This is a genomic window from Kitasatospora sp. NPDC096147 (assembly GCF_044763225.1).
GTDB lineage: Bacteria > Actinomycetota > Actinomycetes > Streptomycetales > Streptomycetaceae > Kitasatospora.
In genome coordinates this window covers 464,863-486,958 of record NZ_JBIWFX010000004.1, presented here as the reverse complement: position 1 = coordinate 486,958, position 22,096 = coordinate 464,863, and the positions used below count along the sequence as shown (strand labels likewise).

At 74.8% G+C, this 22,096-nt stretch carries 16 protein-coding genes; 5 read left to right on the top strand and 11 right to left on the bottom strand.

Annotated elements, in window-relative coordinates; genetic code table 11:
• Positions 1-86 precede the first annotated feature (86 nt).
• Positions 87-1,727, top strand: a complete 1,641-nt coding sequence (gene lnt / locus ACIRBX_RS16405; RefSeq protein WP_402297240.1) for an apolipoprotein N-acyltransferase — start codon at positions 87-89, stop codon at positions 1,725-1,727.
• Between the two features lie 179 nt (positions 1,728-1,906).
• On the opposite strand, the gene ACIRBX_RS16400 is transcribed toward lnt, so the two are convergent.
• Positions 1,907-2,665: a VOC family protein gene (locus ACIRBX_RS16400; protein ID WP_402297239.1), complete on the bottom strand. Its 759-nt coding sequence runs from the start codon at positions 2,663-2,665 to the stop codon at positions 1,907-1,909.
• Between the two features lie 38 nt (positions 2,666-2,703).
• On the bottom strand, positions 2,704-3,612 hold the full coding sequence (locus ACIRBX_RS16395; RefSeq protein ID WP_402297237.1) for an NADP-dependent oxidoreductase: 909 nt from the start codon (positions 3,610-3,612) through the stop codon (positions 2,704-2,706).
• Between the two features lie 181 nt (positions 3,613-3,793).
• Here ACIRBX_RS16395 and ribA point away from each other — a divergent pair, with 181 nt between their 5' ends.
• Entirely contained in the window at positions 3,794-4,423 is a 630-nt protein-coding gene (ribA, locus tag ACIRBX_RS16390; protein WP_402297236.1) for a GTP cyclohydrolase II, read from the top strand.
• A 7-nt stretch (positions 4,424-4,430) separates the two neighbouring features.
• On the opposite strand, the gene ACIRBX_RS16385 is transcribed toward ribA, so the two are convergent.
• The gene (locus ACIRBX_RS16385) at positions 4,431-6,692 is read right to left on the bottom strand and encodes a transglycosylase domain-containing protein (RefSeq protein WP_402297234.1); all 2,262 of its coding nucleotides are present in this window, start codon (positions 6,690-6,692) and stop codon (positions 4,431-4,433) included.
• A 122-nt stretch (positions 6,693-6,814) separates the two neighbouring features.
• On the bottom strand, positions 6,815-8,029 hold the full coding sequence (locus tag ACIRBX_RS16380) for an ATP-grasp domain-containing protein (protein WP_402297233.1): 1,215 nt from the start codon (positions 8,027-8,029) through the stop codon (positions 6,815-6,817).
• A 185-nt stretch (positions 8,030-8,214) separates the two neighbouring features.
• Between ACIRBX_RS16380 and ACIRBX_RS16375 the strand changes: the two genes are divergently transcribed.
• Both ACIRBX_RS16375 and ACIRBX_RS16370 read left to right on the top strand, forming a co-directional pair.
• Entirely contained in the window at positions 8,215-9,993 is a 1,779-nt protein-coding gene (locus tag ACIRBX_RS16375; RefSeq protein ID WP_402297231.1) for a glycosyltransferase, read from the top strand.
• Positions 9,994-10,102: 109 nt separating this feature from the next.
• On the top strand, positions 10,103-11,278 hold the full coding sequence (locus ACIRBX_RS16370) for a family 16 glycosylhydrolase (RefSeq protein WP_402297229.1): 1,176 nt from the start codon (positions 10,103-10,105) through the stop codon (positions 11,276-11,278).
• Between the two features lie 51 nt (positions 11,279-11,329).
• Here the strand turns inward: ACIRBX_RS16370 and ACIRBX_RS16365 are convergent, their stop codons facing one another.
• The 7 genes from ACIRBX_RS16365 to ACIRBX_RS16335 form a co-directional block, all read right to left on the bottom strand.
• Positions 11,330-12,142 (bottom strand): polysaccharide deacetylase family protein, encoded by an 813-nt coding sequence (locus ACIRBX_RS16365; protein WP_402297227.1) that lies wholly within the window; start codon positions 12,140-12,142, stop codon positions 11,330-11,332.
• Positions 12,139-13,125, bottom strand: coding sequence for a glycosyltransferase (locus ACIRBX_RS16360; RefSeq protein ID WP_402297225.1), 987 nt, complete (start codon positions 13,123-13,125; stop codon positions 12,139-12,141). The genes ACIRBX_RS16365 and ACIRBX_RS16360 overlap by 4 nt, the downstream gene beginning before the upstream one ends.
• A gap of 5 nt (positions 13,126-13,130) precedes the next feature.
• The gene (locus ACIRBX_RS16355; protein ID WP_402297223.1) at positions 13,131-14,477 is read right to left on the bottom strand and encodes a hypothetical protein; all 1,347 of its coding nucleotides are present in this window, start codon (positions 14,475-14,477) and stop codon (positions 13,131-13,133) included.
• A gap of 5 nt (positions 14,478-14,482) precedes the next feature.
• The gene (locus tag ACIRBX_RS16350) at positions 14,483-15,925 is read right to left on the bottom strand and encodes a glycosyltransferase family 2 protein (RefSeq protein ID WP_402297222.1); all 1,443 of its coding nucleotides are present in this window, start codon (positions 15,923-15,925) and stop codon (positions 14,483-14,485) included.
• Entirely contained in the window at positions 15,925-16,755 is an 831-nt protein-coding gene (locus ACIRBX_RS16345; protein WP_402297221.1) for a glycosyltransferase family 2 protein, read from the bottom strand. Before ACIRBX_RS16345 ends, ACIRBX_RS16350 begins: the two co-directional genes overlap by 1 nt.
• Positions 16,756-17,077: 322 nt before the next feature.
• Positions 17,078-19,261: a putative bifunctional diguanylate cyclase/phosphodiesterase gene (locus ACIRBX_RS16340; protein WP_402297220.1), complete on the bottom strand. Its 2,184-nt coding sequence runs from the start codon at positions 19,259-19,261 to the stop codon at positions 17,078-17,080.
• Complete coding sequence (locus tag ACIRBX_RS16335) at positions 19,258-20,064, bottom strand: SAM-dependent methyltransferase (protein WP_402297218.1); 807 nt, start codon at positions 20,062-20,064, stop codon at positions 19,258-19,260. The genes ACIRBX_RS16340 and ACIRBX_RS16335 overlap by 4 nt, the downstream gene beginning before the upstream one ends.
• A gap of 193 nt (positions 20,065-20,257) precedes the next feature.
• Here ACIRBX_RS16335 and ACIRBX_RS16330 point away from each other — a divergent pair, with 193 nt between their 5' ends.
• The gene (locus ACIRBX_RS16330; protein WP_402297217.1) at positions 20,258-22,090 is read left to right on the top strand and encodes a glycoside hydrolase family 15 protein; all 1,833 of its coding nucleotides are present in this window, start codon (positions 20,258-20,260) and stop codon (positions 22,088-22,090) included.
• Positions 22,091-22,096: the final 6 nt, after the last annotated feature.

The following is a 22,096-nucleotide window of genomic DNA, read 5'->3' as shown; positions in this document are numbered from 1 at the left end:
GCCAAAACCCGTTTCCGCCAAGCGACTTGACGCGCCATCAGTGCGCCTGCGGAGCAGTCCGCGGCCGACCGGGCTAGCGTTGGACCATGAAACCGCCCGCCTCCCTCCGCCACCCCGCCCGGTACGCCGCGCTGGCCGCCGGCGCACTGCCCGTGCTCGCCTTCCCGGCCCCCGGCCTGGCCTGGTTCGCCTGGGTCGCGCTGGTGCCCGGGCTGGAGCTGATGCGGCGGGCCGGCAGCGGGCGGGAGGCCACCGTCCGGGGCTGGTGGTTCGGGGCCGGCTTCATCCTGGTGTCGATGTCCTGGCTGGTGCCCTCGATCGGCCCCGGGCTGCTCGCGCTGGCCGTGGTCTTCGGCGTGCTCCCCGGCGCGGTCGGGTACGCGGTGTGGCGGCTGCTGGCGCCCCCGCTGACGGTGCGTCGGAGCCTGCTGGCCCTGCTGGTGGTGCCCTCGGTCTGGGTCTGCACCGAGTTCGTCCGCTCCTGGCACGCGCTCGGCGGTCCCTGGGCGCTGCTCGGCGCCACCCAGTGGGAGCACCCCGCCGTGCTCGGCCTGGCCTCCGTCGGCGGCGCCTGGCTGGTGAGCGCGGCCGTCGCGGCGGCCAACGTCGGCGTGCTGATCCTGCTGACCGGCCGCCGGCTGCGGGTCCGCGTCCTCGCCGCCCTCGCCGTGACCGCCGCCCTGCTGACCGGCCCGCTGCTGTTCGCCGCCCTGCCCGCGCCGGCCTCCTCCGGTGACACCGCCACCCTGGCCCTGGTCCAGCCCGGCGAGGTCGCCGACTCGGCCGCCCGGTTCGCCGCGAGCGAGCGGATCACGGCGGGCCTGACGGACCGCCACCCCGACCTGGTGGTCTGGGGCGAGAGCAGCAGCAACGCCGACCTCGACCGGGACACCGCCGCCCGGGAGCGGGTCCAGCGGCTGGCCGCCTCGGTCGGCGCCCCCGTACTGGTCGGCGAGGACGCCCGCAAGGGCGACGGGCTGATCTCCAAGGACGCCGTACTGGTCACCCCCGACGGCGTCGCCGAGCGCTACCGCAAGATCCGGCTGGTGCCGTTCGGCGAGTACGTCCCGCTCCGGCCGCTGCTGGGCTGGCTCACCGGCGTCAGCCGGGCGGCGGGCGAGAACCGGGCGCCCGGGACCGACTTCCACCTGCTGCACACCACCGACCGGGCCGGCCGGCCGCTCCCGTTCGGGGCGCTGATCTGCTTCGAGTCCACCTTCCCCGACATGTCCCGGGTGGCGGCGGCGGACGGCGCCCGGATGCTGGTCCTCCAGTCCGCGACCTCCACCTTCCAGGACTCCTGGGCCCCGCAGCAGCACGCCTCCCTCGGCGCCCTGCGGGCCGCCGAGACCGGCCGCCCGGTGGTGCAGGCCGCCCTCACCGGCGAGTCCGTCGCCTACGACCGCCAGGGCCGCCGGATCGCCCGCCTCACCACCACCGCCTCCGGCGCCCTGACGGTCCGCCTCCCCCTCGCCGCCCCCACCGCCACCACCTGGTACACCCGCCTCGGCGACTGGGTCCCCTACACCGCGGCTGCCGTCACCCTGACCGCCGCCGCCCTCGCCCTCCGGGCCCGGCCCCGGAGGGGCCGTCAGGGGCACGGGGAACTGCGCGCGGCGGAAGGCACCCACCCGACGGCCGGGAACGGGGACTCACCTGCAAGTGACCGCCCGCACCCGGCAGTCGGCCCGATCCCTTCCGACTCGCGCAGTTCCTCGCGCCCCTAACCACTCGCGGCTCGGCCACGAACAACGGGCCAGCCACCCACCAGGGTCGCGGGGAACCGCACGGACACGGACGGACACCCGCAAGTGGTGCGCCGTACACGGCAGTTGGTCACCGTCTTCCGCAGCGCGCAGTTCGCCGCGCCCCTGACGGCCCCTCCGGTGCCGAAGGGGCCGCCGGGTCAGCCCAGTGCCTGGTACAGGCCGAACACCGCACCGAGCGGATCCTTGAGGACGGCCAGCCGGGGCCCGTCCGGGGCGTCGGTCGGCGGGAGGACGGCCTCGCCGCCGAGGATGACGGCGCGTTCGGCGGTCAGGTCGACGTCGGCCGCCTCGAAGTACGGCATCCAGTACGGCGGGAGGTCGGCGGGGAACTGCTCCCCCATGTCCAGCACCCCGCCGAAGTCCGTCCCGTCCAGGCCCCACTGGGTGTACTGCTCACCGGAGCTGACGCTCCAGCCGAACAGCCCGTGGTAGAAGCCGACCGCCCCCGCCACGTCCCGGGTGGCCAGCTCGATCCACCCCGCCGCGCCCGGCTCCGCGAACCGCTCCGCCCCGGGGAAGGCCCGCCCCCGCCACAACCCGAACACCGCCCCGGCCGGGTCCGCGACCACCGCGAACCGCCCGAGGTCCAGCGCCTCCATCGGCCCGGCGAGCAACTGCCCACCGCTCGCCTGCGCCGCCTCCGCCGCCGCGTCCACGTCCTCCACCGCGACCGACACCGACCAGGCCGTCGGCTGCCCCTCCGCCACCAGCTGCACCACCGAGGCCACCACCGCCCCCTCCAGCCGCATGACGGTGTAGCACATCGCCTCCGGCCGGGGATCGGTCTCGCCCTCCCAGCCGAACAGCTCGCCGTAGTACCGCTGCGCCGCACCCGGATCGGCGCTGCTGTGCTCGAACCAGCACGGCCGCCCCGGCCGGACCTCGGTGATCTTCATCCTGACGTCTCCTCAATCGCCCCGAGCGGGTTGCCGGTTCAGCGGACCTCGATGACGCACTTGCCGCGCGCGTGCCCGGACTCCACCGCGAGCATCGCCTCCGCCGCCCGGTCCAGCGTGAAGGTCTCGGCGACGTGCGGGTCCAGCGCGCCGCTCGCCACCAGTGCGGCCACCGCCGCCAGCACCTCCCCGCTCCGGCGGCGCTTGACGTACTCGCCGCCCAGCCCGGCGGCGGTGGTCGCGTCGGCGGTGGAGACCAGCCGGCCGCCGGTGCGCAGCGTGGTGGCGGCGGCTCCGGCGTCCAGGCCGCCGACCAGGTCGAGCACGCCGTCCACCCCGTCCGGGGCGGCGGCCCTGATCCGCTCGGCCACGCCGGGGCCGTAGGCGATCTGGGTGGCACCGAGGGTGGCCACGTACTCCCGGGCCTGGTCGCGCGCGGTGCCCAGCACGGTGATGCCCCGGCTGCGGGCGATCTGCGCGGCGGCGCTGCCGACCCCGCCCGCCACGCCCAGCACCAGCAGGGTCTGACCGGGCGTCAGGCCCAGCTGGTCGACCGCGTCGTAGGCGGTGGCGGCGGCCACCGGGAGGGTGGCCGCCTGGGCGAAGGTGACGTCGTCGGGCATCCGGGCGGCCTCGCCGGCGGCCAGCAGCACGTGGTCGGCGAAGGCTCCCTCGGGCGCGATGCCGAAGACCGGGTCCCCGACCAGGAAGCCGGTCACCCCCTCGCCCAGCACCCGGACCACCCCGGCCGCCTCCGAGCCGAGCACCCGGGGCACCGGCCTGGTCCGCCCGAACAGGCCCTCCCGCACCTTCCAGTCCGCCGGATTCACTCCGGCCGCCCGCACCGCGATCAGCAGCTGCCCCGGCCCGGGCACCGGGACCGGCCGGTCCAGGAACTCCTGGTTCTCCGGGCCGCCGTACGCCACGAATCCGAATGCCTGGGACATCGCACTTCCTCCGCTCGGGCCGCTCCGACCCCCTCAGCTTGCGGGGCGCCGCACGGCCACGCCCGAGGCTGATGGGCCGAACGGTGCTCACGGGAAGGGGGCCGACCACTGTTGTTCAAATTGGAACTACAGGTGTACGGTCGAGCCGAGCAGCACCCACTGAGACGAGAGGAGGTCGGCCGTGCCCGAGCAGCTCGCCCCGGCGACCGTCCGCACCACCGTCCGGATCCCGCTGGCCTTCCCGGACGGCTACCGCGTCCCGGCGGAGGTCACCACCTTCCACGGCCTGACCGACGGCGCCGAGCACCTGGCCCTGCGCCTCGGCACCCCGCGCGGGGACGCACCGCTGGTGCGGCTGCACTCCGAGTGCCTCACCGGTGACGTCTTCGGCTCGGCCCGCTGCGACTGCGGCCCGCAGCTGCGCGAGGCGGTCGAGCGGATCGCCGCCGAGGGCGGGTACCTGCTGTACCTCCGTCAGGAGGGACGCGGCATCGGCCTCTACAACAAGCTCGACGCCTACGCCCTCCAGGACGAGGGCCTGGACACCTACGCGGCCAACGCCGCCCTCGGCCTCCCGGAGGACGGCCGCGACTACGCGGCGGCGGCCCAGATGCTCGGCGCCCTCGGCACGCCCCGCATCCGGCTGCTCAGCAACAACCCGGACAAGGCCGCCCAACTCGCCGCGCACGGCGTCGAGGTGGCCGAACGGGTGCCGACCGGTGTGCACGCCTCCCCCGCCAACCTGCGCTACCTGCGGGCCAAGGTCGAGCACACCGATCACACCATCGCGCTCACCGGTCTGGCCGGCTGAGCGTCCGTCAGGGCTGCTGCTCCCCGTCGGGCGACGGGGCCCGGTCCGAGGCGCCGTTCGACGGACCCCGGTTCTGGGCTCCGTTGGACGGGGCACGGTTCGGGGTGCCGTTGCCCGGGGTCCGGGCCGACGGGCCCGGCGAGGCACTGCCCGAGGTGCTGCCGGAGGGGCTCGGCGAGCCACTGGGGCCGGCCGGGCGGACCGGCTCCGGGATGTCGACGGTCTCGAACTCCCGCTTCGGGGTGCCCTGGACGGCCTGGTTCATCGCCAGCTTCCAGATCGGGCCGGGGCCGGTGGCACCGTAGACCTCCGGGAAGTACGTCCCGCCGATGGTGATGTTCCGCATCGGCACGCCCCCGACCGGGCCGCCCAGCCAGACCGCGGTCGCCAGGTCCGGGGTGTAGCCGGTGAACCAGGCGGACTTCTTCTGGTCGGTGGTGCCGGTCTTGCCGGCGATCTCCCGGCGGTCGGCGAGCCCGAGGTCACGGCCGGTCCCGACGCCGCCGCCCTCGGTCACCCCGAGCAGCACCGTGTTCAGGGTGTCCGCCGTCTCCTCGCTCATCACCCGCTCGCACTTGGACTCCGGCACCGGCACGGCCTTGCCCTCGGCGTTGGTGATCTTCTCGATGGCCTTCGGCGGGCAGTACATGCCCCGGGCCGCGAAGGTCGCGTAGACGTTCGCCATGGTCATCGGGGCGACCTCCTGGGTGCCCAGACCCATCGCGGGCACCTCGTCCAGCGGCTTCCCGCTGGCCCGGCCCTTGATGCCCAGCCGGTTGGCCATCTGCTTGACCGCGCAGAGGCCGATGTCCTGCTCCATCTGCACGAAGTAGGTGTTGACCGAGCGGGCCATCGCCTCGTTCAGCTCGTACGGCCCGACCTCGCTGTCGCTGTCGTTCGGGACGCTGCCCTCCTTCTTGCCCTTGGACTGGTTCTTCCAGGGGCCCGAGCAGGTGGTCATGGTCGGCCAGTCCATCCGGGCCGGCGAGGAGTACGCCTGGGTGACCGGACGGCCCGCCTCCAGTGCGGCCGCCGCGACCACCGGCTTGAAGGTCGAGCCGGGCTGGAAGCCGTTGCCGCCGCCCATCGCCGCGTCCACGTTGAAGTTGACCACGGTCTCGTTCTTGCCCTTGTCCAGCCCGTACGGACGGGTCTGGGCCATCGCCAGGATCTTGCCGGTGCCCGGCTCCATCATGGTCGCGGCGGCCGAGACCGAGTCGCTGACCTTGACCTTGGTGGACACCGCGTTCTGCGCCGCCGCCTGCCTCTTCGGGCTCAGGGTGGTGCGGATGTCCAGGCCGCCGAGGTCCCAGAACCGCTTGCGGTCGGCCGCGGTGGCGCCGAACACCGGGTCCTGCTGGATCACCTGGCGGACGTAGTCGCAGAAGAAGCCCATGCCCTTGTCGGCGGTGATGCAGCCGTTGCGCGGGGCCTGGAAGCGCAGGGTGAGCGGGGTCGCCTTGGCCTCGGCGGCCTGAGCGGCCGTCAGGTGGTTGCGCTCGACCATCTTGTCGATCACCACGTCACGGCGCTTCTGGGCGGCCTGCGGGTGCAGCCTGGGGTCGTACTGGGTGGGATTCTGCACCAGCCCGGCCAGCATGGCCGCCTCGGCGACGGTCAACTCCTTGGCCCGCTTGGAGAAGTAGCGCTGGGCGGCGGCCTCGATGCCGTACGCCTGGTTCCCGTAGAAGGTGATGTTCAGGTAGTTGGTGAGGATCTGGTCCTTGGTCAGCTCCTCCTCCAGCTTGATGGCGAACTTCAGCTCCTGGATCTTGCGCCCCAGGGTCTTGCGCTGCGCCGCCAGCACCGCCTCGCGGTCGTCCCCGGCCTGCTCCACGTGGACGTTCTTCACGTACTGCTGGGTCAGCGTCGAGGCCCCCTGCACCGCCGAACCGCTCTCCGCGTTCTTGCTGGCCGCCCGCAACACGCCCTTGAGGTCCACCGCACCGTGCTCGTAGAACCGCGCGTCCTCGATGTCCACCTGCGCCTGGCGGATCAGGGTGCCCATCTCCTCCGCCGTCAACACCGTGCGGAAGCGGCCGTAGACGGTCGCGATCAGGCCGCCCTCGGCGTCGTAGATGTGGCTGGCTTGGGAGAGCGGAGGCGTCTTCAGCTCGTCCGGCACCTCCTCGAAGCTCTCGGCACCGCTCTTGGCGGTCAGGCCGAGCGCTCCGGCGGCGGGCAGCGCCATGCCGGCCAGCAGGACGCCGGCCAGGGTGGAGAAGCCGATGAACTTCAGGCCGGTGGATATCGGGCGGATCGATGCCATGCTCGAACACTACGTCCACAAACACCGCACGAGGGGAACGATTTCGGCACCTTCTGTCACAACTCTGCGACAGCAACGGGCACTTCGAGTGCGATCTGACCGGGCAAGGTCAGAGATAACGGTCAAAAGCGGCGCAGCCGGACAGCCGCCGCAGCACCGAACCGGACCGCCCCGACCAGGGCCGGCAGCGGATCGTCGGCGCAGAGCCAGCCCCGCTCGGTGGACCACCGGGGCCGCAGGTCGGCCGGCCGGCGGCGCTCCCGCCAGGCGGTGACCACCGCCGAGGGCAGGTCCAGCTGACCGACCCCGAAGCTGCGCACCAGTTGCTCCCCCACCGGCACCGGACGGCCCGTCAGACCGAGGTGCAGGGCCCGCACCACGTCCACCCCGGCGGTGGTCTCGAACAGCCGGAACTGCGCACCGACCCGCGGGTTGAAGTCCAGCAACCGGTACCGGCCGTCCCGCAGGTCCAGCCGCCAGTCCAGATCGGCCACCCCCCGGTACCCGATCCGGCGGCAGAACTCACTTGCCAGCGAGGCCAGCCGGGGCTCCGGCAGTGCCCGGGCCCGGGTGGTCACCCCGGCTCCCGGCGGCCAGGAGCGCAGCTTGCGCCCGGTGAACACCAGCGGCGCGGTGCCCTCCGGGCCGCAGTACAGATGGGTGAACCAGTCCTCGGACCGCTCCGGCGGCAGGTACTCCTGCACCAGCACGGACACCAGCCCGGACGGCTCCTGACGGTCCGCCAGCAGCGCCCGCAGCTGCTCCTCGCCGTGCACCACCGTGGTGTGCCCGACCACCGGGGCCCGGAGCCGGGTGAACGCCTCCAGGTTCTTCAGCACCAGCGGGTACCCGTGCTCGCGCCCGAGCGCCAGCAGCTCCGCCGGGCCGCCCGGCGTCCATCCCCGGGGCGCGTCCACCCCGTGCTCGGCGCAGAGCCCGGCCAGCCCGGCCTTGCTCGCCAGCCGCCTCGGCAGGCCCGGCGCCACCGGAGGGAGCAGGTACCGGCCGGACAGCTCCGCCGCGTGCTCGGCCAGCAGCACCGCCGCCTCGTCGTCGGTGGCCACCGGCACCACCGGCCGGCCGATCGCGGCCCCGAGCTCCAGCAGCATCGCGACCAGCCGCTCCGGCCGCTCCGTCCCCCCGGTCGGACGGACGAAGGCCCTCCCCAGGTGGCGTGAGCGGGCCACCGGGGTCCACCGGTCCTCGACCACCGCGTGCACCGGGACGCCCAGCCGCCCGAGGGTGCGGACCACGCCCAGGCCGCCATGGTGCAGCGGGTAGCGGCCGAGCTTGACCAGCAGGGCGGGCGTCTCGCGGTCCGGCTCGATCGGGGACATCCGGGCCTGCCCTTCGTCGACGGCGTGCCCTCCCGCTCCGCATTCTCGCCCCGTCCCGGCCGGCCCGCCCCCTCCCGGCGGACCCCTACCGGAGCGGGCCCGCCGGGCTCCGGGGGTGCCCGGCCCGGCCGGGCGGTGCAGGCTGGATCCCACGGGTGCGCACGCGGCCGGCAGGAGGGCCTCGGATGTGGAACGGAGCGCTGGGCCGCCGACTCCGGGCGCCCTACCTGCTGCTCCCGCTGGCGCTGCTGGTCTGGGCCCTGTCACTGCGCACCGTGGACCTGGCGGGGATGGACGACCTCGGGCTGCTCCAGGTGCTGCCCGCCGGGTACTGGATCGCGGTGGCGCTGCTGACGGCAGGCTTCTGGCTGGCCCTGCGTGACCGGCGGGTCCGGACCCGCTGGCTGACGGGCTACCTGCTCGGTCTGATCGCGGTCATCCACGCCACCCCCTCGCTGCTCTACCCGACCCTGCGCTACTCCTGGGCGTGGAAGCACATCGCGGTGCTCGACGCGATGCTGAGCGCCGGCGGCCAGGTACCGCACGCCGGGGGCTTCGACATCTACAACCAGTGGCCCGGCTTCTTCCTGCTGAACGCCCTCTACCTCCGGGTCACCGGCCTGGAGTCGGCGCTCGGGTACGCGGCCTGGGCCCCTCCGGTGGTGAACGCGCTGCTGCTCGGGCCGCTGCTGCTGCTCTACCGCTCCTTCTCCACCGACCGGGGCCTGGTCTGGGGCGGGCTCTGGGTCTACTACTGCTGCGCCTGGGTGGGCCAGGACTACTTCGCCCCGCAGGCGTTCGCCTTCCTGCTGTTCGTCACCGTGCTGGCGCTGGTGGCCCGTCAGCTCCCGGACGCCACCGGCCGGGGCGGCGGAGCCGGGTCCACCGTCGGCGCCGGCTCCGGCGGGGCGCACGCCTCCGGCGAGCCGGAGCGGGCCGGGCCGCGCCGGGTACTGCCGCTGCTCGCGGTGCTGGTCCTGGAGGCGGCGGTGGTCGTCTCGCACCAGCTGACCCCGCTGATGCTGGTCTGCGTGCTGACCGCGCTCGCCCTGCCCCGGCGCAACCGGCGGGTGGTGCTGCCCGCGCTGGCCGGGGTGGTGGTCCTCACCCTGGCCTGGTACGTCACCGCCGCCCGGCCGTACCTGTCGAAGAACCTGCCGGAGTTCGTCACCGACCTGAGCTCGCCGGGCGGCAACGTGCTCTCCGGCCTGGCCGGGCTGGGGGCCGCCGCACCGGGCCAAGTGGTGGTGGCCTGGGTGGACCGGGGGCTGTCGGCCGCCGTCATCCTGCTCGCCCTGGCCGCCGTCTGGCGCCGCCCGTGGGTGCGCCGCACCGCCCTGCCGCTCGCGGCGGCGGCCCCGCTGCCCCTGCTGCTGGCGAACGGCTACGGCGGCGAGATGATCTTCCGGGTCTACCTCTTCGCGCTGCCCGCCTGCGCCTTCCTGATCGCCGTCCTGCTCCGCCCGGCGGCCCGCACCGGGGTCCGCGCGGTGGCGGCGGCGGGGGTGACGGCGGCCCTGCTGGGCGGCCTGTTCTTCGGCTACTACAGCAAGGAGAACATGAACTACTTCACCCCCGGCGAGGTGGCCGCGGTGGCCCGGACGATCGAGCTGGCCCCGCCCGGGGCGGTGATCGTCTCGGTCACCGGGAACGTGCCCGGGGTCGCCGCCCACTACGACGTCCACCCCCGGGTCCAGCTCGACCAGGAGAGCGAGGACGTCCGGCGGCAGCTGGCCACCGACCCGCTGGCCGCGCTGGCCCGGGCCACCGCCTTCGCCCCGCCGGGCACCCCGTTCTACCTGGTGCTCAACCGGGCCCAGGCCGCCGAGTGCTACCTGACCGGCGTGCTGCCGGCCGACACGGTGGCGAAGCTGGGCGCCGCCGTGGACGACGCGCCCCGCTTCGCCGTGGTCGAGCGCAACGACGACGCGGCGGTCTACCGCTACGTCCCCGAGCCGGGCTGACCGGCCGCCACCCGTCCCCGTCCCCCATCCCCCGTCAGCCGTCAGCCGTCAGCCGTCAACCGACAGCCGTGACCGCCCGTCAGGTCCGCGATCCGAGGAGGCGTCAGAGGTGTTCCGCCGCTTCGCCGTTCCCCTGCTGCCCGCCCTCGCCGGCTGGGCCGCGCTCGCCGCCCTCGCCCTGCCGGCGGCCGTCCGGGTGCCGGTCACCCTGCTGTTCCTGCTGGCCGGTCCGGGCACCGCGCTGGCCCGGCTGGCCCCCGAGCCGGCCGGCCGGCTGCGCACGGTGGTGCTGGCCGGGGCGCTCGGCCTGGCGGTGGAGACGCTGACCGCCGTGGCGCTCTACCTGGGCGGCTGGTTCACCCCCGCCCGAGCGGTGCTGGTGCTGGCCGTGCTGACCACCCTGGCGGTGCTGGCCCGGCCACCGTTCGGCCGGGTCGGGCTGGCCGGGCTGCTCCTGCTGGTCAGCGCCTGCGGCGGCGGGGGCGGCGGCAGCGAGGTGTGGAACACCCCGGGCGCCCGGATCACCGAGAGCCCGCCGAGCGCCGGTGCCTCGGTGCCCGCGCCGCCGGGCGACTGGCGGCTGGTGTTCCAGGACGAGTTCGACGGCACCGCGCTGAACACCGGCCGGTGGGCCACCTGTTACGACTGGAACGACGGGGGCTGCACCAACAAGGCCAACCACGAGCTGGAGTGGTACCTGCCCTCCCAGGCCACCGTCGGCGGCGGCGAGCTGACCCTGACCGCGCAGCGCCGTCCCACCACCGGCGCCGACGGGCAGGGCTACCCCTGGACCTCCGGGATGGTCAGCACCGGCCGCGACTCCTGGGACGCCACGCCCCGGCACACCTTCACCCGGGGGTACTTCGCGGCGGCGATCCGGATCCCGCCGGAGGCCGGCATGTTCCCCGCCTTCTGGCTGATGCCGGCCGCCACCCGGACCACCCCGCCCGAGCTGGACGTGGCGGAGTTCGCCGGCACCACCGACACCGCGCAGTTCACCGTGCACTGGACCGGCCCGGACGGCCGGGACCTGCACGACTCCGCGTTCTTCGGACCGGTCGACTTCCCGGCCGGGTACCACGTCTTCGCCCTGGCCTGGGAGGCGGACGCGCTGACCTGGTACCTGGACGGGGTGGCCCGGCACCGGGAGACCAGCCCGGAGCGCATCCCCGGCCAGCCGATGGAGCTGCTGATCAACCTCGCGGTCGGCTATCCGGCGGCGCCGCCGGCCGGCGTGGACACCGCGCGGCTCCAGGTGGACTGGGTACGGGTCTGGCAGCACTGACCCGCCGTCACCGACCGCGCAGCACGGACTCACGGGCCTGCCGGCCCGGACTCACAGGTCCGGCGGCCCGCCGACCGGGCGGCCGATCGAGGTGCGCAGCCGCCGGTAGTACCGCCACCCCTTGGTCCGCAGCCGCTCGGGGAACGGCGCGACCGGGGCGCCCTCGCCGTCCGTCCAGCGCCGGAACCGCTCGGCCGTGGTGTCGGCCCGCACCATCAGCCGGGAGATCCGCAGCGGCTCGTCGTTGCCGGAGCTGAACGCGTTGCCCACCGCGCAGGCCGAGGTGAAGCCGGCCAGGCTCACCTGGCGCCGCACCGCCGGGCTGGAGTAGCCGTGCGGATAGGCGAAGGAGAGCACCTGGTGTCCGAGCACGTCCTCCAGCTCCCGGCGGCAGCCGACGATCTCGCCGGGCAGCCAGCGGCGCGGCAGGGTGTCCAGCTGCGGGTGGGTGCGGGTGTGCGCGCCGATCTCCACCCCGCAGGCGTCCAGCGTCACCACCTGACGCCAGCTCAGCATCCGGGCCGGCGGCAGCAGGCTCCCCGCGGCCGGCCCGCCCGGCGGGTGCACGGCTCCGGTGGTGACGAACAGGGTGGCGGGCAGGCTCCGGTCGGTGAGCTGCTGGACCACCGTCCAGTAGAAGTCCGCGAAGCCGTCGTCGAAGGTGAGCACCGCGCAGTTCTCCGGCACCGGCGGGCCGCCGCGCAGCGCGGCGACCAGCCGGTGCAGCGGGATGACGGTGCGTCCACTGTCGGTGATCCGGCTCAGCTGCTCGGCGAAGGTGCGCGGGGTCACCGTCCACGGGGCGATCCAGGCCGGCGGGTCCTCGGCCACCGAGTGCCAGAGGTACACCGGCACGACGGTCACGGCGCACCTCCCGGCCCGACCGGTCCCACCGGTCCGATCAGCTGCCGCAGCCGCCCGGTGGCGTAGCCGCCCACCGTGACGGCCACCCCGAGGGCCAGCGCCCCCAGCTCGCGCGGGCCGCCGCCGCCCGGGCGCAGGGCCCGCGCCATCCCGCGCGGCACGGTCGAGCGCAGGTAGCGGCGCTCGCTGGCCAGCGCCGGGCGGCGCCCGGCGTGCCGGGCCACCGCCGCCTTGGAGAGCCCCTCGGCATAGCAACGAGCTTGGAAGTACGTCCAGTTGGTGCGCCCCTCGGGCACCCGGTGGCTGACCCCGGCGGACGGCTCGTAGCGCAGCAGGGCATCGGGGTGCCGGGCCGACAGGCGGATGCAGAGCTCGGTCTCCTCGCAGCCGAGCGGGCGGCTGCCGACCCGGCCGAGGTCGGGGCGGAAGCCACCGGCGGCGAGCAGCTCGGCCCGCCGGAAGGACATGTTGGCGCCGATGAAGTTCCGTACGCAGCCGCCCCGTTCGGGCATCCCGAGGTAGGAGCAGCCGACCACCCAGTCGAATTCCGGCGGGAACCACGCGGGGCGTCCGCTCTCCCAGCGCGGGCGGACCAGGCCGCCGACGCCGAGCACCCGTCGGTCCCGGTAGCCGGCCAGCAGGCACACCGTCCAGTCCGGGTCTGCGGTGGCGTCGTCGTCCAGGAAGGCGACCACCTCGCCGTGGGCCAGCGCGGTGCCGGTGTTCCGGGCGCCGGACAGGCCGGGGCGCTCGCGGTTGGGCACCACCGTGACGTCGGCCAGCACGCCGGCCGCCCGGACGGCCAGTTCGGGGCAGTGGTCGACCACCAGCAGCAGTTCCTCGGCCGGGTGCTGCTGGTGCTGCACCGAGCGGACGGCGGCCACCAGATCGGGCCAGCGGGCCATGGTGTAGCAGCAGATCACCACGGTGAGGGTCGGCGGACGGCCCGTCAGGACCGGTTCGGTGAGCGGGTGGGCGGTCATCGCCGTCACCGTCCCTTCGGGAGCCAGCGGCTCAGGGTGGCCAGCAGGGGAAGCGCGAGTGCGGTCTCGGCGAGCAGCCAGGCCAGGCCGACGCCGGTGATGCCGAGCGGGGGGAGCAGCAGCAGGGTGCCGAGCAGCACCAGCCCGAGCCGGGCCGCCTGGAGGGCGACCACCGGGCGCATGGCCCGGCGGGCCCGGCAGACGTCCACGGCCAGCCCGACCACCAGGTGCGGCAGGGCGGCCAGCGCGAGCAGCCGCAGCGCGGTGGTGCCGTGCTCGGCGTAGCCGGGGCCGAAGGCTCCGAGCAGCCAGGGCGCGGCCAGCACCAGCGCGCCCGCTCCCGCGCCGATCAGCGGCGCGGTGTGCCGCAGCACCCGGCGGGCCTGGGCGGCCAGGCGGTCCGGGGCGTGCGCGGCCTCGACGATCAGCGAGCTGCCCATGTTCAGCGCGGCCAGCTGGAGGGTGTAGGCGATCACCCAGGCGAGCGAGAAGTAGGCGCTCTGCTCAGCCCCGAGCCGGCCGAGCACCAGCAGCGGCAGCAGGCTGTAGGCGGCGGTGCGCAGCAGGGCGCCGAGGTAGTCGGCCGCCGCGTAGCGGGCCAGCCCGCTGGGCCGGGCGGCGGTCGGCCCGGCCTCGGCGTGGGCTGGCACCGCCCGGCCGAGCAGGTAGGCGTTGGTGACCACCAGGGAGAGCAGCAGGGCCGCGCCCCAGGCCACCAGGATGCCGGACCCGGGCAGCAGCAGGACGCAGACGCCGAGCAGGCCGGCCTTGGCGACGGCGAACAGCGCGTTCTCGCCGAGCACCCAGCCGGGGCGGCGCAGCCCGGTGAGGGCGCCGTCCTGGAGTACGAAGAGGCTGTACCCGGTGGCGGTCACGACGAACGCCGCGGCGGCGAACGGGCTTCGCAGGAAGCCGAGTTCGGGGGCGAGCGCGGGGATCAGCAGCAGGAAGGCGAGGGCCGCCGCCCCGGTGGCCGCCGCGCTGACGGCGTAGCAGCGCAGCAGCAGCCGGCGGGTGTGCCGGCCGGCCGTGGGCAGGAAGCGGGTGAGCAGGTCGCCCAGGTTGAACTGGCCGATGCCGGACAGCAGGGCGGCGGCGGCCAGCGCCGCGTAACCGCGGCCGACCGCCTCGGGCCCGTACCAGGCGCTGGCGAGCAGCCAGAACACTCCGCCGAAGGCGGCGGTGAGCAGCGAACTGGCGGTCAGCAGATGGCCGTTGCGCAGCAGCGGCTCGGTGGCCAGGGCCGCCCGCAGCCGGGCCCGGAGCAGCGCCGGGTAGCCGCACTGACAGGGCAGCGGGAGCGGGCAGCCGCACCCCACGGACACGGTGCGGGTCGTGGTGGTGGCGGCCATCGCGGTCACCCCGTCCGCAGGCTCGGCCGCCGGGCCCCGGTCCCCGCCGCCGTCCCCGGGGCCGGCACCGCACCGGCGGCACCCGCACCGGCCGACGCCCGGGCGATCCGCCGGTCGGCGGCCAGTCTGCGCTCCGTCTGGTGCTGGGAGCGGAGGTAGCCGAGCGGGCCGTACAGCATGCCGGAGAGCTCCAGCAGGGCGAGCCGGGTCGAGCGGGCCCCGTCGGCGGTGGTGCGGTGGCCGGCCTGGCCGAGGGCCCGGCGGAGGCCGCCGGGGAGCCGGCGGAGCAGGACGGGCAGCAGGCGCGGATCGGCGCTGACGGCGGCGGCCAGGTAGGCGCCGAGGCCGGCGCCGTAGCCGTAGAGCTGGGCGGCCAGGGCGTCGGCCGTCCGGCGGTGGCGGTGCCAGACGATGGCGTCCGGCCGGTAGTCCAGGACCAGGCCGGAGCTGACGATGCGGAAGAAGGCGAGCAGGTCGTCGCCGCCGTGTGCGGGGGTGCCGGCCCCGGTCGCGGGGTCGAAGCCGCCGAGCGCGCGGAGCAGACCGGTCCGGAAGGCCATGTTCGCCCCGGAGCCGAACTGCCCTGCCGTGAACGGGAAGAGCGGATCACCGCTGGGCAGGTCGAGCGCGTAGCGGCGCTCGCTGAAGCCCTTCTGGTAGCCGCCCTGACGGTGCAGCGCCGCCTGGGCCGGGGTGGCCAGCTCGGTGGGCAGGATCAGGCCGGTGACGCAGCCGATCCTCGGGTCGCTGTCGAAGGCCTCGGTCAGCACGGCCGGCCAGTGCCGGTCGACCAGCGTGTCGTCGTCGGTGAAGGCGGTCAACTCGCCCCGGGCGGCGGCCAGTCCGAGGTTGTGCGCCCGGGCCAGGCCCGCCACCGGCTCGCGCAGGTAGCGGACCCGGCCGGCGTACCGCGCGCGGATCAGGGCGTGGGCGTCGTCCCCGGACGGGGCGTTGTCGACCACCAGCACCTCGTACGGCGGCCCGTCGGCCCGCAGCAGGGAGTCCAGGCACTGGCGGAGCAGCTCCGGCCGGTCATGGGTGGCGATCACGACGCTGAGGCGCGGCGGAGGGCCCGCGGGCATCCGGGGGCCGCCGACCCGACGTGGGGGCCCACCGGATGTCGCGGAGGTCGACGGTGCCCGCCGCGGGGCGGGCCAGTCCGGTGCCGGGCCGAGTGCGCGATGAGCGGCAACGACCAGCGCCCGGTACGTGCCGCCGGGGTCGGCGGGGTCCGCGCCGGTGGCCTCGACCAGACCGAGCGGGTGTCCGTGCAGCCGCACCAACGCCAGCACGCGGCCGTCCGGAGCGGCCGGCCCGGTGCCCCCGGGCGAGCGCAGCTCACCGGGTACGGCCAGGTCCAGTTCGACCACGTGGACGGGGGTGTCGAGCGTGTCACGGGCGGCGGGGCAGGGGCAGGCCGCCTCGGTCCGCCGGTCGTTGCCGTTCATCACCGCTCCCCCGGCACGGCCCCGGCCGCACCCCGGCCACCGGGGCGTTCGGCGAGCAGGGTGCGCAGCACCCGGCGGCCGTCGGAGACGGCGTGCAGGTGCGACCGGCCGCTGCGCCGGGGGAGTTCGAGGCTCGGCACCTCGGCGATCCGCAGGCCGGAGCGCAGCGCGTGCGCCACCATCTCGGCCTCGATCTCGAACCCGGCCGAGCGCAGGTCGAGTTGGTCCAGGAAGCTGCGGCGGAAGGCGCAGAAGCCGTAGCAGAGGTCGGTCATCCGGGCACCGTAGAGCCGGTTGGTGACGGCCAGCAGTGCGAGGTTGCCGATCGCCCGGATCCGGGTCAGGTCGAGCGAGCCGCCGCCGGCGATGCAGCGCGAGCCCTTCACGAAGTCGTAGCCGTGGTCCAGGAAGTGCAGGTAGTGCGGGATCTCACCGGGCCACATCGAGCCGTCCGCGTCCATCATCACCAGGTACTCGCCGGTGGCGGCGGCGAAGCCGGTGCGCAGCGCGTTCCCCTTGCCGGGGGCGCTCTGCTGGACGGTGCGGACGGTGGGCAGCGCGCGCTCGGCGACGGCCAGGGTGGCGTCCTCCGAGGAGCCGTCCACCAGGATCACCTCGTCCACGCAGGACGGGATCTGCTCGAACACCCAGGGGATGTTGCGGGCCTCGTTGCGGGCGGGGACCACCAGGCTGACGGAGTGTCGGGTGCGGGTGCCGTCCTCCGTCCGGCGCCGGGGCCGCTCGGCCGGCGGCCGGTCGGTGGAGCGGCGCAGCGGCCGGAGCTCGTGCCCCGGGTAGGGGAGGACGTTGGGAGGCAGGGTGGTGCTCATGGTGGACAGCCTCTCGGGAGGCAGCGGGCACGCCGGTACTCCCACGGACGTGGCCCTCTGTCGACGGGGCGGGCAGTGCCGGGCGCGCGAGGCGCGCAGGGGGCGTGCCCCGGATGGGAGGAGGGCGACAGGACGGGCGCGCAGGCCGGGGTTCGGACTCCCCCTCGGCCCCTCGGGATGCGCACCGACCGCTCTCCGGCGGCGGATCGCCGCCCGGGTCGGACAACTGGCGAATGAACTGGTGCCAGGGCCTCATCGTCCGCCCGCCGAACGGGCGATGTCAACCCTTATGTCCGAATTGACCAGCCGGGTGCCCGGGCCTTCAGGCCAGCCCGATGCCGGTCTGTCCGGCCCCGTCGGTCCCGGCCGGCTCGGCCGCGGTCAGCCCGGCCCCGGCCTGCTCGGCCAGCCGTCGGGCGATGTCCTCCGGCTTGGCCGGGCGGCCGAAGTACCAGCCCTGCGCCCAGTCGCAGCCCATCTCGCGCAGCCGCTGGGCGTCCTTGTCGGTCTCCACGCCCTCCGCCGTCACGGTCAGCCCGAGGGTGTGGGCCAGCGAGACCAGGCCGCTGACGATCCGCCAGCCGGTGTGGGCGTCCTTGTCCGGGTCGTGCATGTCGCCGACGAAGGAGCCGGCGATCTTCAGGCAGGAGACCGGCAGGTCGCGCAGGTAGGCGAGGTTGGACCAGCCGGTGCCGAAGTCGTCCACCGCCAGCGAGACGCCCAGCTCGCGCACCCCGTGCAGGGCCTTCAGGGTCTCGTCCTCCGGGCCGACCACGGTGGACTCGGTGATCTCCAGCTGGAGCTTGCCGGCCGGCAGCCCGGTCTGCCGCAGGATCCGCTCCACGTCGGTGACCAGCCCGGCACTGCGGGCCTGACGGACCGCCAGGTTGACGTTCAGCTGCGGGGCCGCCTCGCCGAACTCCCGGACCCACTCGGTGGCCTGACGGCACGCCTGCTCCAGTACCCAGCGGCCGAGCGGCATGATCAGGCCGGTCTCCTCGGCCACCCCGATGAACTCGTCCGGCCCGAGCACCCCGAGCTGCGGGTGGCGCCAGCGCACCAGCGCCTCGACCGCCACCAGCCGGCCGTCCTCCAGCGAGACCAGCGGCTGGTAGTCGATGAAGAACTCGCCCCGGTCCAGCGCGGCCGGCATCCGGACCGAGACCGCGTAGCGGCTGACCGCCCGGGCGTTCTCCTTGGGGTCGAAGAGCGTCCAGCGCCCGCGCCCGGCCTCCTTGGCCCGGTAGAGCGTCAGGTCCGCCGCCCGCACCGCCGCGCCCGGGGTGGTGGTCGCCACCCGGCGCTCCAGCACGCCGACGCTGGCGCCGACCGCCAGCGAGTGGTCGCCCACCTGCACCGGCCGGGCCAGTGCGGCCAGCACCGTCTTGGCGGCGGCCACCGCCTCCTGCTCGCCCCGGCAGTTCTCCAGCAGCACCACGAACTCGTCGCCGCCGAGCCGGGCCACCAGGTGGCCGAGCGGGGTCAGCGCGGTCTCCAGCCGCTGGGCGACGGCGGCCAGCAGCTGGTCCCCGGTGTCGTGGCCCAGGCTGTCGTTGACCACCTTGAAGCCGTCCAGGTCGACGTAGCAGAGCCCGAACCGGGCGCCCGGCTCCGGCTCCTCGAAGAGCTTCTCCAGCCGCTCGAAGAAGGCCACCCGGTTGGGCAGCCCGGTCAGCGGGTCGTGGGTGGCCTGGTGGCGCAGCCGCTCCTGGAGGCGGTACCGGTCGGTGATGTCCTCCAGCATCGCCACCTGGTAGAGCGGCACGCCCTCGTCGTCCCGGATCAGCGAGACGGTCAGGTGCGTCCAGACCACCTCGCCGTCCTGCCGGTAGTACGGCTTGTCGAACTGGAAGTACTCGGTGCGCCCGGAGATCAGGTCCTCGTACGCCTCCCAGACGCCGGGGGTGTCCTCGGGGTGCACCAGCTCGTCCACCCGACGGCCCGTCATGTCGACCGGGCCGGTGCCGAAGATCTCCCCGAGGGCCTTGTTGACCGAGATGATGTTGCCGTCGGTGTCGCCGATGCCGATCCCGATCGCGGCCGACTCGAAGAGCGCGCGGAACTTGTTCTCCGACTCCCGCAGCGCCTTCTCCACCTCCAGCTTGGCGGTGTCCGCCGCCAGCCGGATCGCCTCCTGCTCGCGCAGGGTCCGCTCCCGCAGCGCGCCGGCCCAGCCGGCCGCGAAGGAACCGCAGAGCCGGGGGCCCCGGCCGTCCGGGTCCGGGGTGCGCTGGAGCAGCTCGACCGCCCGGGAGAGCACCACCGGATCGGTGAAGTGCGCGTCCACCAGCTGGGCGCCGGCCTGGGCGGCCAGCTCCGGGCGGAACGGCTCCTCGGTCTGGGCCCGGTGCAGCAGCGCGGCCGTCCGGGAGACCAGCCGGCGCAGGATGCCCGGGTGCACGGCGGCACCGTGGCCGCTGGCCAGCAGCCGCTCCCACGCCTGGTGGAACCGGACCGACCGCTCGGCCTCGGCCAGTGCCTCCGTCTCGCCCGGGCCTGCGGTCACGGCTTCAGCCCGACGCCCACCAGACCGGTCATCCGCTCCGGGTTGGGGCCGACCGACTCCGGGTCCTCCGGGCGCCACTGCGGCATGTAGACCAGGCCGGGCTCCAGCAGCTCGAAGCCCTCGAAGAACGCCTCGACCGCCGCGAAGTTGCGCATCGTCATCGGGGTCGGGGTCCGCTTGTAGAGGTCCTGGTGGGCCTCGGCCTGGTCCGGGCGGCCCTCCAGCGAGGCGTGGCACATCACCAGCGCGCTGCCGGGCGGCAGCGCGTCCCGCAGCTGCCCGACCAGCCGGTACGGCTCGTCCTCGTCGGTGATGAAGTGCAGCACCGAGACCAGCAGCAGCGCCACCGGCTCGCCGTCCGCCAGCAGCTCCTCGACCTCGGGGCGGGCCAGGATGCCGGCCGGGTCGCGGAGATCGGCCTCGATCACGTTGCTCTGCGGGTCGTCCTTCAGCAGCAGGCGGCTGTGCGCCACCGCGATCGGGTCGTGGTCGACGTAGACCACCCGGCTGTCGGGGCGGGTGGCCTGGGCCACCTCGTGCACCGCGCCGAAGGTCGGGATGCCGGAGCCGATGTCCAGGAAGCGGGTGACGCCGCTCTCGGCGAGGAACTGCACGGCCCGGCGGAGGAAGGCGCGGTTGGCGCGCATGATCTCCGGCAGCTCGGGCCAGAGCGCCATGGCCTTGCGGGCCATCATCCGGTCGACCTCGAAGTTGTGCGAACCACCGAGGTAGTAGTCGTACATCCGGGCGGCGTTCGGCTTGTCCAGGTCGGTCCCGGCGGGCACCCAGTTCGCTTGCTGCATGACCGCACCCCTACCGGCTCTGAATCTGACGGGAAAACACGAGGATCTTCCTATCATCGCGCCGCCGCCTGCAACCAGCGAAGCAGCAGAGACGGACGTGAACAGTGTGGCGCATGATGCGCCGGCCCAGTCCGCCCCTGCGTGCTCCCCCTGCCTGGTCCCCCTCCCCGTTCCGGCCCAGAATGGAGACCTCATGGCCGGACGCATCGAGGACTACGCACTCCTCGGGGATCTCCAGACCGCCGCCCTGGTGGGCCGGGACGGTTCGGTCGACTGGCTCTGCCTGCCCCGCTTCGACTCCCCCAGCTGCTTCGCCGGGCTGCTCGGCACCGACCGGCACGGCGCCTGGCGGCTGGCTCCCGAGGGCGGCGGACCGTGCACCGAGCGGCGCTACCTGCCGCAGACCCTGGTGCTGGAGTCGGTCTGGCGCACCCCCGCCGGCTCGGTCCGGATCACCGACTTCATGCCGCAGCGCGACCGGCTGCCGCGGCTGGTGCGGATCGTGGAGGGGCTGAGCGGCAGCGTGCGGATGCGCGGGGCGCTGCGGCTGCGGTTCAACCACGGCCGGATCGAGCCCTGGGTGCGCCGCACCGACCACCACCGGATCGCGGTGGCCGGCCCGGACGCCGCCTGGCTGCGGGTCCCGCCCGGGGTGCACACCTGGGGCCAGGACGGAGCCACCGTCTCGGAGTTCACCGTCGGCGCCGGCGAGCGGGTGGCGTTCGTGCTCACCTGGCAGCCCTCGCACCGGACCAGCACACCCCGGGCCGACCCGGCGGAGCTGCTCGCATCGACGGTCCGGCGCTGGCGGGAGTGGGCGGCCCACTGCCGCTACCGGGGGCCGTACCGGGAGCAGGTGCTGCGCTCGCTGATCACCCTCAAGGCGCTCACCTACGACCCGACCGGCGGGATCGTGGCCGCGCCGACCGCCTCGCTGCCGGAGCACCTGGGCGGCGAGCGGAACTGGGACTACCGGTTCTGCTGGCTGCGGGACTCCAGCCTGACCCTGGCCGCCCTGCTGCGCGGCGGCTACCGGGAGGAGGCGGCGGCCTGGCGCCAGTGGCTGCTGCGGGCGATCGCCGGGGACCCGGGTGACCTGCAGGCGCTGTACGGGGTGGCCGGGGAGCGCACCCTGCCGGAGACGCTGGCCGACTGGCTGCCCGGCTACCGCGACTCGACCCCGGTCCGGTTCGGCAACGCGGCCGTGCACCAGCTCCAGCTGGACGTCTACGGCGAGGTCCTGGACACCCTGGAGCTCTCCTGGCGGGCCGGCGTGCCGATGCAGCGTCAGGTCTGGGGCCTGCTCCGCTCGCTGATGGCCTATCTGGAGCAGCACTGGCGCGAGCCGGACGAGGGCCTGTGGGAGGTCCGGGGCGGCAAGCGGCAGTTCGTCCACTCGAAGGTGATGGTCTGGGTGGCCGCCGACCGTGCCGTCCGGCTGGCCACGGCGACCGGGCTGCCCGCCCCGGTGGAGCGCTGGCGGGCGCTGCGCGAGGCGGTGCACGCCGAGGTCTGCGAGCACGGCTACGACGCGCGCCGGGGGGTCTTCGTCCAGGCTTACGGGGAGCGGGAGTTGGACGCCGCCACGCTGCTGCTGGCCAAGTCCGGCTTCCTGCCGCCGCAGGACCCCAGGGTGGTGCGGACGGTGGACGCGGTGCGCACCGAGCTGGACCACGGCGGCTTCGTCCTGCGCTACCGCACCGGGCCCGGCGGGGCGCCCGGCGGCGACGGACTGGCCGGACCGGAGGGTGCCTTCCTGGCCTGCTCGTTCTGGCTGGCCGACGCGCTGACCGCGACCGGCCGCCCCGACGAGGCGCGCGAGCTGTTCGAGCGGATGCTCGCTCTGACCAACGACCTGGGCCTGCTGGCCGAGGAGTACGACCCGGTGGCGGGGCGCCAACTCGGCAACGCGCCCCAGGCGTTCACCCACATCGGGCTGGTGAACACGGCCTTCGCGCTGGCCGGGGCCGAGCAGGCCGGACGGGCGGCCGGCCCCACCGCCGTGGGGTCGGCCGCCCTGGGGTGACCCGGG